At 33.6% G+C, this 13,068-nt stretch carries 10 protein-coding genes; 5 read left to right on the forward strand and 5 right to left on the reverse strand.

Annotated features, from left to right (window positions below):
* Positions 1-146 precede the first annotated feature (146 nt).
* On the reverse strand, positions 147-1,535 hold the full coding sequence (nrfD, locus tag GOY08_RS02775) for an NrfD/PsrC family molybdoenzyme membrane anchor subunit (RefSeq protein ID WP_158997039.1): 1,389 nt from the start codon (positions 1,533-1,535) through the stop codon (positions 147-149).
* A 180-nt stretch (positions 1,536-1,715) separates the two neighbouring features.
* On the opposite strand from nrfD, the gene GOY08_RS02780 reads away from it, so the two are divergent.
* Positions 1,716-2,693 (forward strand): DNA polymerase III subunit delta, encoded by a 978-nt coding sequence (locus GOY08_RS02780; RefSeq protein WP_158997040.1) that lies wholly within the window; start codon positions 1,716-1,718, stop codon positions 2,691-2,693.
* 56 nt (positions 2,694-2,749) lie between these two features.
* Here the strand turns inward: GOY08_RS02780 and GOY08_RS02785 are convergent, their stop codons facing one another.
* From GOY08_RS02785 to GOY08_RS02800, 4 genes are all read right to left on the reverse strand, one after another.
* Positions 2,750-4,330 carry an APC family permease gene (locus GOY08_RS02785; RefSeq protein WP_158997041.1) on the reverse strand — a complete coding sequence of 527 codons (1,581 nt, stop codon included), beginning with the start codon at positions 4,328-4,330 and terminating at the stop codon, positions 2,750-2,752.
* A 181-nt stretch (positions 4,331-4,511) separates the two neighbouring features.
* Positions 4,512-5,360, reverse strand: a complete 849-nt coding sequence (locus GOY08_RS02790; RefSeq protein WP_158997042.1) for a proline dehydrogenase family protein — start codon at positions 5,358-5,360, stop codon at positions 4,512-4,514.
* A 91-nt stretch (positions 5,361-5,451) separates the two neighbouring features.
* Positions 5,452-5,703: a hypothetical protein gene (locus tag GOY08_RS02795; RefSeq protein ID WP_158997043.1), complete on the reverse strand. Its 252-nt coding sequence runs from the start codon at positions 5,701-5,703 to the stop codon at positions 5,452-5,454.
* A gap of 74 nt (positions 5,704-5,777) precedes the next feature.
* Positions 5,778-5,972 (reverse strand): hypothetical protein, encoded by a 195-nt coding sequence (locus GOY08_RS02800; RefSeq protein WP_158997044.1) that lies wholly within the window; start codon positions 5,970-5,972, stop codon positions 5,778-5,780.
* Between the two features lie 450 nt (positions 5,973-6,422).
* Between GOY08_RS02800 and ppdK the strand changes: the two genes are divergently transcribed.
* The 4 genes from ppdK to feoB all read left to right on the forward strand — a co-directional run bounded on the left by ppdK (position 6,423) and on the right by feoB (position 13,048).
* Entirely contained in the window at positions 6,423-9,020 is a 2,598-nt protein-coding gene (gene ppdK, locus GOY08_RS02805) for a pyruvate, phosphate dikinase (RefSeq protein ID WP_158997045.1), read from the forward strand.
* A 264-nt stretch (positions 9,021-9,284) separates the two neighbouring features.
* Entirely contained in the window at positions 9,285-10,556 is a 1,272-nt protein-coding gene (locus tag GOY08_RS02810; protein WP_158997046.1) for a sugar MFS transporter, read from the forward strand.
* A 265-nt stretch (positions 10,557-10,821) separates the two neighbouring features.
* On the forward strand, positions 10,822-11,166 hold the full coding sequence (locus tag GOY08_RS02815) for a FeoA family protein (RefSeq protein ID WP_158997047.1): 345 nt from the start codon (positions 10,822-10,824) through the stop codon (positions 11,164-11,166).
* A gap of 1 nt (position 11,167) precedes the next feature.
* Positions 11,168-13,048: a ferrous iron transporter B gene (gene feoB / locus GOY08_RS02820; protein WP_158997048.1), complete on the forward strand. Its 1,881-nt coding sequence runs from the start codon at positions 11,168-11,170 to the stop codon at positions 13,046-13,048.
* The last annotated feature ends 20 nt before the right edge of the window (positions 13,049-13,068 follow it).

The raw sequence follows: 13,068 nt of genomic DNA on the forward strand, positions 1-13,068 counted from the left end.
ATAATAAACAAGGAAATAAATATCTAAAAATGAATTGCTAAAATTATGACGTTCTTTTTCAATATTACAATAGTCAAGTGATACAATAAATATTCCAACAAAGAAAATAGGAACATTTACTGTATTAATTGCTAAGAAAGGTATTTTTAATGCTTTGAGTGAGGATCCGCTTGGGGCATAACGGATTTAACTTCAGCCATATTTATCATAGGTAAGAATCTGACGAATAAACAAAAGAGAAAGAAAAATAAACCTATTGAACCTATAAACAAAGAAATATCCCAAAATGATGGGATAAAGTAACCCCATGAGCTTGGCATGAATGTACGGCTTAAAGTTGTTACAATAAGAACAAATCTTTCTAACCACATCCCAATGTTTATTAAGATAGCTGCTATGAAAAGCCAAATAATATTATTTCTTGCTTTTTTGAACCAGAAAGTTTGGGGAATAGCAATATTCAAAATAACCATAGCCCAATATGCCCATCCATATGGTCCAAAAATACGATTCCAATTCCAGAAACGTTCATAAGGATTACCACTATAAAATACAGTAAAAAATTCTATTATATAAACATATGCCATAATAATGCTTGTAAATAAAATAAATTTAGCACAAATTTCTATATGTCTAGCGGTGACCAAATCTTTAAAATTAAATATAGAACGCACCATAATTAAAAGGTTTAAGCATAGACAAAAACCTGAAAAAATAGCTCCAGCAATAAAATAAGGTGGGAAAATGGTTGCATGCCAGCCTGGCAAAATAGAAGTTGCAAAGTCTAAGGAAACTATTCCGGCTGTAGAAAAAACAGCAGGGGTTGCAATACCAGCGAGTAAAATACATGCTCTTTCATAATTTACCCATTGGCGAGCAGAACCAGTCCAGCCTAGAGCAACAAGTCCGTAAGCAAATTTACCAATTTTGGATTTCGCATTGTCTCGTAATGTTGCAAAATCAGGAATCATTCCAACAAACCAAAAAATTACCCCAATGCTTAAATATGTGTTTACGGCGAAAACGTCCCATTCAAGCGGACTTTTGAAGTTATTCCACATAGACATTTGATTAGGTAGAGGAAATAACCAATAGGCAAACCAAGGACGGCCAATATGCACAGCCGGAAAAATTGCTGCGGCCATTACTGCAAAAATGGTCATCCCTTCTGCTAAACGATTTATTGATGTACGCCATTTTTGACGGAATAATAAAAGAATAGCTGAAATTAGAGTCCCTGCATGTGCAATTTCAATCCAAAAGACGAAGTTTGTAATATCCCATGCCCAGTCAACTCTGTTATTGTTTCCCCAGGTTCCAATTCCTTCCCAGAATAGATAAGCAAGTGAAACAGTTAAAAGTCCAACACCAAGGGACGACAGTAAAAATGCAATATGCCAGCCAGGCCCTACCTTGCGGCCTGCAAGGGGTGCAACAGTTTGAGTTACCATATGAAAAGAAGGATCTTTTCCAGTTACAAGAGCAGGCCTTTTATCGACGGGGTCTCTGCCTTGAAGTTCAACCGAATGTTCCATGGTTCACCTGTATTAACTATAGGTCAAAAATAAAAAACCAAGTGAGGTTTAACGAATTTAAACTTTGTGATCAAGTATACGGAAAATTTTATCAAAAAAATACTTCACAACTTGTGCATACCAAATTATTGTCGACGTTCTGTGAGTGTTTTTCTTTATTTTCCAACAAAAAGGAGATTTATGCAAAGAATTGAAGCTTCTAAGTTATTGCAACTCCTGTTAGATCAAGAGCAAGCACCAAATATAAAAGTTATTCTTAGTGATAATTCTATTTTTAAAAAAATTATTGAAGAAAAATTAGCAAAGGAAGTTCAGGGATCTGTTCCTTCATTTTCTGGCAAAACAGCAATACCGGATTTTGTTGAATATACAGCCTCTGGAACGTTATTTTTTGCGCAACAAAAAAGCATCGTACTTTTGCCAGATAAGTTAACAGCTAAGCAGTGGGATGAAGAAAAAATTCATCTGCAACGCTTACCAAAAAAGCTAGATACTAGCGCATATTTTTTGGCTAATATGTCCTATAAAAATATTATTAAATTAAATGATTTCCAGCTTTGGGGAATGGTTTATCAGTGTTACGAACCTAATGATTTGGAACTTTATAAAACGCTAGAAGTTCTTTTAAATAGATATCCAACATTCCAAAAACTAAATAAGTCTGAGCAGTCTGCTTTATTGCAAGTTGCAATAGAAACCTATTCATCAGATTTAATTGCCTGTGATCTGCATTTTTCATTAATGGATAAAACAGGATTGAAATTTTCTGAAGCTATGGCAGGAAACCCTGAAGTAAATGCTTTTCATGTTGTTGATGCCATTGCAAAGGGAGATTTGTATTTAATTGAATTACGAATGTCACAGTGTGAAGCTTGCGGGCAAGAACCTACGAGTATTTTAATGGCAGTTGTATACTTTTTAAAGCAAGTAGCATCTGTATTAAGGTATTATGAAGAAACAAAAAATTTAAAAACTTCTTTTGAAAAAGCGTTTATTCCATATCCTGCACAAGCACGTATTCAAAAAGCAATACAAGTCTTAACGAAAGAAAAATTATTTCATTTTTTTATTGTGGCCGCTAAGCTCGAAATGTCTTTGCGAGGTCAGAAAAATGGTCATAAAATTCTCGCAACAGAATTTATTGCTTGGTTGAGTTAGAAAATATAATTACTTCTTTTTAGAGGATGTAATAGTAATCATTAATAATGATATGTTTAGTCTTTTATTTCATGAATATTTTTTATTATTTGTTGTTTATTTAATGAGAATTTACAGCCTATAAAAAATACGAAAATACTGAAAATAACTGCGATAATATTACTATAGAAAGTCCCTATTTTACCAATACCATTTCCAAAAACAGAAAAATAATTTATTAAAGTAAATCCTACTAAATAAACAAGAATCCAAATACAGCCTTTTAGATCTAAAGTTTTTAACTGATTTCTTCTTTTTCTATAAAGTAAAAATGAATATAGTGCTATTAAAAACAAAATAATTCCTGTTAGGCGTATTAAAACAGAGAAACCAATCCAGTGCATCATCAGTCCACAAATAGAAAATGCCGTTAATGCAACTATTTTATAAAATGGAAGTTTAAATGGTCTTTTATATTGAGGGTATTTTTCCCTAAGCACTACAAGAGCTATTGGTGTAACGGATAAAGTCATAACGTAAGATGACGTTAAAAAAGCGGCCATTTCTTTCCATCCTGGGAAAGGAAAAATAAGAATAAGACCAACTGCAAAAGATAACCACAAAGAGTTTTCAGGAGCGCCATTTTTATTTAGTTTAGTTACAAATTTAGGAGCTGCATCCATAGTCCCTAAACCATGCATTACTCTAGCGGTTGTTGAAGTCATTATCAAACCAGTGCCAAATGGAGAAATAATAGCATCAATATACAATAAAATACCTATGAATGTGAGCCCTAACCCAATCGCCAATCCCGCAAATGGACCAAGATCACCAGTAAAATTTAATTGTCTCCAACCATCATTTAAGAGGTGATTTGGAACAGCAACAATAAAGGATAATTGAATAAGGATATATAATACTGTTACGATAATTAAAGCTGATATCGTTGCAAGAGGAATATTTCTCTGTGGATTTTTAGTTTCTCCTGCTAAAATAATTCCACTTTGAAAACCACCGAAAGCAAAAATAATTCCACCTACAGATAAACTAGACATAATGCCTTCAAATCCGTAAGGTAAAAAGCCTTGTGCTTGAGTTAAATTCCCAAAATTGCTATTGCTATGAGATATAAAAACTAAAGCAATACCAAAAGGAACAAGTAATTTCCAAATAGTTGCTAATGAATTTGTGTTAGTTAGGAACCTAATTGAAAATCTGTTAATAAATATCATAATAAACAAAGTAACGGCGGACGAAATATATCCAATAAAAGATAATTCATGTTTTCCGGCACTATCTGTTATGGTAAGAATAGGAATGTAAGTGCTTGCATATTGTATAACTGCTAAGGCTTCTATTGGTACAATTGTTGCAAAACAAAGAAAATAAATCCAACCAGTAATTATTCCTGTAAATTTACCGTGCGTAAAAAAAGAATAACTTGTTAGACCACCCATAATAGGAAACATTGCAGCAAGTTCACAAAAAACTAAAATAATAAATACAAAGAAAAAACCACCAATAAGCCAAGACAAAATTGCTGCAGGACCAGCCATTTGTGCAGCATAAAGTGGACCAAATAACCAGCCTGAGCCAACCATGCTGCCAATTGCAGCTAAAGTAACTCCCCATAAACCTATATTTCTTTTCGGTGTCACTCGGTTGCACTCCTTAAGTTTTGAACTGCAGTTACTATGCAATTTAGGAGACTATTAACTAGTGAGCGGATTAGTGTCAAGTTTAAGAAGAATTTGTTAATATAGAAATAGATATATAAATTTTTACTTAAATAAATTAGGAAAGATAAATAAAATTTATTTATAAATCAAAAAATGAAAGTTATGATTTAAATAGATTTTTTAAAACAAAAAATACGTTTTCTTTTCTTTCAGTTAGCCTTCTAGAGTAATAAGCTTGCCAATCTTCACCATATGGGACATAAATAGTCATATTATGACCTTTTTCTCGGATTCTTGACCAAGTTTTTTCACGCATACCATATAGCATTTGAAATTCGTAACGATCTTTTGGAATATTATTTTTCTCAATAAATTGCGTACAAAAATCTATTACTTCATCGTCATGGCTAGCAATGCAAACTCGTTTTCCATCGACAAGTAATTTTTGAATGAGCTTTTTATAATTTTCTACAATTTGGGGCATTTTCTGGAGAGCTTTTTCTGCAGGCTCTTTATAAGCGCCTTTGCATAGTCTCAATTTTCCGTTCGCAGCAATGACTCTGTTGATATCGTTTTCTGTTCTATGAAGATATGCTTGTAAAACAATTTCAGGACTGGAAAAATCTTTTGCCGCACGTTCATACATTGCTAAAGTTCTTTCTGTATAGTCTGAGCCTTCCATATCTAAAGCTACTCTACAATTAAATTGATCTGCTGTTTTGAGAATTTTACATAAGTTTTCAAAGCAAAACTCATGATCAATATCTAAACCAAGCATAGTTAATTTAACAGAAACGTAACTATCAAGTTTTTTTTCAGCAATTCGTTTCAATAATAAGTCATATTCTTCGGTAAATTTTAGTGCTTGGTTTTTTTCTTTTATATTTTCACCCAGAACATCCAAAGTAACAGATATTTTTTTTTGGTTTAATTTTTCAACTATGTTAAAAGCTTCTTCAAAATTAGAGCCAGATACAAATCTTTTTGCGTAAAATGGTATGCTTCCCATATCATTAACCTCTCCAAAACGATCTAAATACAAAAATTCTATGCCGTTTTGTTTTTACAGTAAATTGAGGGAATGACAACTTATGGGAATATTATTTATTTGGTTTGTCTGAAATTTGTCTTAATTCTTCAATAAGCTTATTGATTCTTTGAACGCTTTGTTTAATATTATGAATTTTGTTTGATAGTTCGACTTCTTCTAATAATTTTGAATCTTTAAAAAGAATTATGTTATTATGTTTTTGTTTTAATAAAAGTAATCTATTTTCTTTTGCTTTTTTTCTTAATTTAAACAGCTCGAAATCAAGAATATTTCTTTTAGAATTGAAAGAATTATTTAGCATTTTTTCCTCTGCTTAAAAAAAATAAAAAGGTAAGTTTAGTTTGGGGCGCTTTCTAAAAAAGCGCCCACATGACTTTATTTTATGCGATAGCTTTTCATTACATTTTTATTTGCTTGTTCGCGTTCTTTGCGCAATCTTTCCTGATTTGCCTTATTACGTTGCGTTTGTTTTTCAAAGTGAGATTTTGGCTCATCGACTTGATTGTTTTTTGCAACTACTGAATTATCTTTAAGAATTTTTTTTGAGAAAATGTCAATTACGTCACCCATAGTTTAAACCTCTTCAAATACGTTTAAGTTTAGGTTAGCAATTTTAGTGCCAACCTTTGTTTGTCTTTTTGTTAATGAAAACAAGGTGTAATGATTTGTCTTTCTTCCAAGGTTTGTAGAAAGACTAAACACCCTTTGCTTATAAAAAGAGCTAATAGAAAATAGACAGATGTTCAAGTATTAGCTTCTGTTTTGAGCAAAAAATTTTAAAATCATGTTATTATTGATGAAAAAAGAACTGTTCCTTTTCCAAAAAAATAAAATATTTTTTGAATTTTCTAATAAATTGGATTTTTTTCAATCATTCTTTTAGAGATAGGTAAATTGTATAATATTTTTACACTGCCTAAGAAATAATTGTCAATTTACAATTATATGAACTTGAGTTAAAGCTATAAAGTACGATTGTAGATGCTGCGTCTATTTCATTATGACAAGGAGATTCTCTGAATGAAATTAGTTTTCTTTTTTGGTGGTGGTTTAGCTGATGGAAATGCTTCTATGAAATCAGAACTTGGTGGTAAAGGGGCAAATTTAGCTGAAATGACACTTTTGAAGCTGCCAGTTCCTGCAGGTTTCACCATTTCTACGAAAGTATGCTTAGATTATCTGCACGATAATGCATCTTTTTCATCTGAGTTAAAAGAACAAGTACTTGAAGCCTTGAAAAAGACTGAAAAAATAATGGAAGCTAAATTTGCTGACAGTGAAAATCCTCTCCTTGTTAGTGTTCGCTCTGGTGCAAGGGTTTCCATGCCGGGAATGATGGATACCGTTTTAAATTTGGGATTAAACACAACAACAGTAGAAGCTTTGGCTAAAAAAACGCAAAATCCTAAGTTTGCTTATGATTCCTATAGAAGATTTATTCAGATGTATTCAAATGTTGTAAAAGAATTAGAAACCCATCATATGGAAGACGCTTTAGAAAATTATAAAAATAATAGGGGCTTGAACGAAGATACAGACCTGTCTACTGAAGATTTAATTGAAATATGTAATATTTTTAGACAAATATATGTAAAGCATTTTCATGAACAGTTTCCTGAAGATCCTTACGAACAATTGTGGTCTTCCATAGGTGCTGTTTTTAAAAGTTGGAATTGTGCTCGAGCAAAGAAATATAGAGAAATTCATGCAATTCCCAATGATTGGGGAACAGCAGTGAATATTTGCTCTATGGTTTATGGAAATATGGGACAAGAGTCTGGAACGGGGGTCTGTTTTACCAGAGATCCTTCCACTGGGGAAAATACTTTTTATGGAGAATATTTATTAAATGCGCAGGGAGAGGATGTTGTAGCAGGCATTAGAACTCCTAAAAATTTAAAATTATTAGAAAAAGAAATGCCACATGTTTATGAACAACTTCTAGAGGTTCGTGAAAAACTCGAAAATCATTACAGAGATGTGCAAGATATTGAATTTACAATTCAGCAAGGTAAACTTTATTTACTACAAACAAGAAATGCAAAAAGAACAACTCAAGCCGCATTAAAAATTGCCATAGATCTTGCAAATGAAGGAAAAATATCAAGACAAGAAGCTTTATTAAAAGTTAATCCCCAAGATCTAGATAAGTTGCTGCATCCAACCTTAGATCCAAGAGCGCATAAACAAGTGATTGCCAAAGGCTTGCCGGCTTCTCCCGGTGCTGTTTCGGGTAGAGCTGTGTTTTCCGCAGTGGAAGCGGAAAGTTGGGCTGCCAGGGGAGAGCAAGTCATTCTTGTTCGAGATGAAACATCTCCAGAAGATATTGGGGGAATGTATGCTTCACAAGGATTTCTCACTGCAAGAGGAGGAATGACATCCCACGCTGCAGTGGTAGCAAGACAAATGGGGAAATGTTGTGTAGCGGGATGCTCTTCTTTAAGCATTTCACAAGTTCATAAATCAGTAAGAGTTGCTGGCATTGAAATTATGGAAGGGGATTGGATTACATTGGATGGTTCGACTGGCGAGGTTATGTTGGGTAAAGTCGAAACAAAAAACGCTGAACTCAGCACAGATTTTGTTACCTTTATGGGTTGGGCAAAGGAGTACCGTACGATGCGGGTAAGAGCAAATGCAGATACTCCGAGAGATGCTGCTTTTGCAAGAAATTTTGGTGCAGAAGGGGTTGGATTGTGTAGAACCGAGCATATGTTTTTTGATGAAAATAGATTGCCATTTGTTAGGCAAATGATCCTTGCAAAAAATATTCAAGAACGAAAAGAAGCCTTAGAAAAATTACGGCCTTTCCAAAGAGATGATTTCGTATCTATTTTAAGTGCAATGGAGAATCTGCCTGTAACTATTAGACTTCTAGATCCGCCGTTGCATGAATTTTTGCCGCACACAGATAAGGATATGATGACTCTTTCCAATCAATTAGGGCTTTCTGCAGAAGATATCAGACAAAGAGTTAAAAGTTTGCATGAAGCAAATCCAATGCTTGGACATAGAGGATGTCGTTTAGGAATTTCACATCCCGAAATATATGAAATGCAAGTAAAGGCAATAGTAGAAGCTGTTGATATTTGTAAAGAACTAGGAAAAAAAGTGTTTCCTGAAATTATGATTCCTCTTGTTGGTATTCAGCAAGAACTAGAATGGTTAAGAAAAAGATTGCAAAAAATAGCACCGCATTTTCCTTTTGGAACTATGATAGAAGTTCCTAGAGCTGCTTTAGTTGCAGATAAAATAGCAACACAAGCCGATTTCTTTAGCTTTGGAACCAATGATTTGACTCAAACGACATATGGTTTTAGCAGAGATGACTCAGCTCCTTTTTTACGGGTCTACAAACAAGAAGGTATTTTGGTTGAAGATCCTTTTGCTTCACTTGATCAAGAAGGGGTTGGACGTCTAGTTGAGCTTGCTTGCGAGCTAGGGAAAAAACAAAAACCTGAGATTAAATTAGGAATTTGTGGTGAGCATGGAGGAGAACCTTCAAGCGTTAAGTTTTGTCACAAAATTGGATTAAATTATGTAAGTTGTTCACCTTTTCGGATACCTATAGCTATGCTTGCAGCTGCACAAGCTGCGATTTCACAAAATTTTGGATAAAATTTTTCAATTAATTGTTTTAAAAACATTTAATTAATTGTATTTATGATTTTTTTTAAGTGTTTTTAAGTCTTCTATTAAATTTATATCCTATGAATATCTATACCTAATTTATTTCTTTGTTGTTTTTAGTCAATAAAAAATAAAAACTCTAAGTGAACTTCCTGTGAATATTTTTAAGATGCCTTGGATTTATGATAGTAAATCCTTGGATGTATTTTAGAGGTATCCATTTAATGAATTATTAGATTTAAGAGGTTTTTAATGGTTTCTGCTGTGAAGTTTCCTCAGCCAAATCAGCATAATGTTGTGCAAAATCAGCAAAGTCACACATTTGCCATTGGTGTTGTTTCAACTCTGTTTTTTCTTTTTGGCTTTATTACTTGTCTGAATGATATTCTTGTTCCTCACTTAAAAGAAGTATTTAATTTATCAAATACGGAAGCTTCAATGGTACAATTTACCTTTTTTGGAGCTTATTTTTTAATCTCAATCCCAGCAAGTAAACTGATTTCTAAGTTTGGCTATAAGTCAAGCTTTATAGTAGGTCTTGCACTAACAACTCTTGGATGTTTATCATTTTTTATTTCTGCTGATTTTATGATCTACACCTTCTTTTTGGGTGGACTTTTTATTCTAGCAAGTGGAATAGTTATTTTACAAGTTGCAGCTAATCCATATTTAACTATATTAGGTGGCCCAGAAAAAGCTTCTAGTAGGCTTATTTTTGCGCAGGGATTAAACTCATTAGGAACAACTTTAGCACCATTACTAGGTTCCAGAATTCTTTCTGATACAAATCCAGCTGATGGCATTGTGAAAACTCAAGAAGAGCTAATTAAAGCAGCTCATGCGGTTGAAATACCGTATTTAGGTTTAGCTGCATTTGCTATTTTAATAGCTGTTGCTCTCGCTTTTTATAAGTTTCCAGCAAACAAACCAGCTAAAAGTACTTTAACTTCTCATGAAGAATCACAGTTTAAATTATTCGATTATCCTAGCCTTGTAATGGGAGTAATAGGTATTTTTGTTTATGTTGGAGCAGAAGTTTCTATAGGCAGTATTATGGTTAACTTTATTTCCTCTCCTGAAATTGGAAATATGAGCCATCAAAAAGCGGCTCAATTGCTAGCTTACTATTGGGGTGGAGCTATGGTGGGACGTTTTATAGGCGCATATGTTACTACCAAAGTTAAACCTCATAAAGTTTTATTCGTCCATGCTGTTGCAGCCGCTCTCTTAGTGACTGTAACTGTATTTGCTACAGGCCATTTAGCTATGTACAGCATTATTGCTGTAGGTTTTTTCAACTCAATTATGTTCCCGACTATTTTTGTTCTTTGTACACAATCCCTTGGGAAGTATATGGAAAAAGCTTCTGGAATCATTTGTGTAGCAATTGTTGGTGGAGCATTAATTCCACCACTACAAGCTTTTGTGGTAGATCATATGAACATTCATATTAGCTATGTTGTTCCTTTGCTCTGCTATTTGTATATTGCTTTCTTTGCACTAAAGGTAAAATCAAAAGTTTAGTTGTTAAAAGCTACCCAAATAAAATTGTATTTCTCACTCTGAAGAAGAGTGAGTATTTTTGCTTAGAAATATACCCTTTCGTATAAATCGTGAAACATAAAAAAAATTTCTCCATAACTGACATTCTGGCAAAATTGTCTATAATTTATCTTCCACATCATATTGATAATGGTTATCATCAGTGCTAGTTTTCAATTACAAAAACTAGTTAGTTATTGGTTTTTTGTTTTTTTTCAGTATTAATAAAAAGTTATGGAGCATTCTTATGTTTCCCCCCTTCAATCTGAAGCATCAGAATGAAACAACCTCTTCTGATTCATCGATAAATATTTTAAAAATACCTGTGATCCCTTTAGCAGATTTGAAAAAAGGGGAAAAAGCTGAAGTAGTTAAAATTACTGAAGAACACTTAAACGAGGATCTAACTCTACCAAAAGGAGAGCTTGAAAGACGTTTATTAGAAATGGGTTTTGTTGAAGGAACTGAACTCACTATTCAGCATGAAGGTTTTTTAGGAAAAGATCCAATTGCTGTATTGCTTCGTTCTTGTTCACTTGTAGCCATTCGTCGCAAAGAAGCACAAGCTATTTTAGTAAGAAAGCTAAACTAATATGTCTACACATTTATTATCTACTCCTCGAATTGCTTTGGTTGGAAATCCTAATTGCGGTAAGACAGCTTTATTTAATGCGTTAACAGGTGCTCGCCAAAAAGTTGCAAATTACTCAGGTGTTACTGTTGAACGAAAAGAAGGTGTATTTATTGCTCCTCAAGGTAAAAAAATTAAAATTCTTGATTTGCCAGGGACATATAGTTTAAGAGCTCGCAGTCCAGATGAAGCTGTAACACGTGATGTAGTCCTGGGTAAAGTAACAGACGAGGCTATCCCAGATGCAATTGTATGTGTAGCCGATGCTACTAATTTGCATTTAGGGTTGCGACTTGTACTAGAACTTAAGAAAATTGGAAAGCCCATAGTTTTAGCGTTAAATATGATGGATGTAGCACAAAAAAGAGGCTACGGAATTGATATTAATATTTTATCAAAAGAATTAGGTGTTCCTGTTATCCCTACTGTTGCTATTAAGAAAAATGGAATTTTAGACTTAGTAAATGCGGTTGAAGGAGAATTAGAAAAAGGAACAAAAATAGAAAAAGAAAATATCAGTTGGAAAGAGCCAGTTGCACAAGAAGTTCGAGCATATCATAAAGAAGTCGAACGTATTTTAGGACAAGCAAATAGAAAGCAAGGTAACATTTCCGAGTGGACTTTGAAATTAGATTCTTTATTACTTCATCCTGTATTTGGTTTATTAACACTTTTGTTTATTTTATTTGTAGTTTTCCAAGCAGTTTTTGTTCTTCCAGAATATCCAAAAGAAATGATAGAAGCAGGAATGGCATCATTACAACACTGGATAGCTGGGGCAATGCCTGACGGAGTTCTAAAAAGTTTAATTAATGATGGAATTATTGCTGGTGTGGGTGGAGTTCTTGTTTTTGTTCCACAAATAGTTTCGCTTTTTTTCTTTATACTTCTTTTAGAAGATTCTGGTTATATGGCCAGAGCTGCTTTTTTAATGGATAAATTAATGGGCGGAGTTGGCTTACATGGAAAGGCTTTTATTCCATTATTGTCTAGTTTTGCTTGCGCCATTCCTGGTATAATGGCTTCAAGAACTATTGAAAATAAAAATGATCGTTTGATAACAATTTTAATTTCTCCATTGATGACATGTTCAGCAAGACTCCCTGTTTATACATTAATAATTGCAGCATTTATTCCTTCAGCCACTTTTTTGGGTTTTATCAATTCGCAAGGGTTGGTGATGTTTGGTTTATATGCAGCAGGTATTTTTTCTGGCTTAATTGTTTCTTTTGTTATTAAAAAGTTCTTTTTAAAAGGAGAGCTACATCCTTTAATGTTGGAGTTACCTTCTTATCGTTTGCCTTGCTTAAAAAATATTATATTTGGATTACTAGAACGCGCTTTTGTTTTTATAAAGCGTGCGGGGACAATCATTCTTGCACTAACAATTATTATTTGGTTTCTGAGTACTTATCCTGCACCCCCAGCGAATGCAACCGAAGCGGCAATCGACTATTCATTTGCAGGAATGTTAGGAAAAATGTTTGCCCCTCTTTTTGCACCAATTGGGTTTAATTGGCAAATTGTGATCGCACTTATTCCAGGCATGGCGGCCAGAGAAGTTGCTGTAGCTACTCTAGGAACGGTATACGCTATTAGTGGTAATGAAGAAGCTTTACAACAGGGTTTAGCCGCAACAATTGGAAGTTCATGGGGCTTGCCTACAGCGTTGGCCTTTTTAACCTGGTATATTTTTGCTCCGCAGTGTGCATCAACTTTAGCAGTAACTAAAAGAGAAACCAATTCGTGGAAATGGCCAATTATTATGTTTACATATTTATTTGCTTTGGCCTATTTCGCTTCTTTTGTTGTTTACCATGTAGCTAAATATTTTGTTGCATAAATATATTTAGCTGCCTTAGG

Origin of the sequence: Pigmentibacter ruber (genome assembly GCF_009792895.1) — a bacterium.
GTDB classification, from domain to species: Bacteria; Bdellovibrionota_B; Oligoflexia; order Silvanigrellales; family Silvanigrellaceae; genus Silvanigrella; species Silvanigrella rubra.

Excerpts from the sequence above, each read along its gene's own strand:
- GOY08_RS02795 (WP_158997043.1), bottom strand. The coding sequence starts at position 5,703 with ATGCTAAATAATTCTTTCAATTCTAAAAGAAATATTCTTGATTTCGAG.
- GOY08_RS02815 (WP_158997047.1), top strand. The coding sequence starts at position 10,822 with ATGTTTCCCCCCTTCAATCTGAAGCATCAGAATGAAACAACCTCTTCT.
- ppdK (WP_158997045.1), top strand. The coding sequence starts at position 6,423 with ATGAAATTAGTTTTCTTTTTTGGTGGTGGTTTAGCTGATGGAAATGCT.
- GOY08_RS02810 (WP_158997046.1), top strand. The coding sequence starts at position 9,285 with ATGGTTTCTGCTGTGAAGTTTCCTCAGCCAAATCAGCATAATGTTGTG.
- GOY08_RS02790 (WP_158997042.1), bottom strand. The coding sequence starts at position 5,360 with ATGGGAAGCATACCATTTTACGCAAAAAGATTTGTATCTGGCTCTAAT.
- feoB (WP_158997048.1), top strand. The coding sequence starts at position 11,168 with ATGTCTACACATTTATTATCTACTCCTCGAATTGCTTTGGTTGGAAAT.
- GOY08_RS02780 (WP_158997040.1), top strand. The coding sequence starts at position 1,716 with ATGCAAAGAATTGAAGCTTCTAAGTTATTGCAACTCCTGTTAGATCAA.
- nrfD (WP_158997039.1), bottom strand. The coding sequence starts at position 1,535 with ATGGAACATTCGGTTGAACTTCAAGGCAGAGACCCCGTCGATAAAAGG.
- GOY08_RS02800 (WP_158997044.1), bottom strand. The coding sequence starts at position 5,972 with ATGGGTGACGTAATTGACATTTTCTCAAAAAAAATTCTTAAAGATAAT.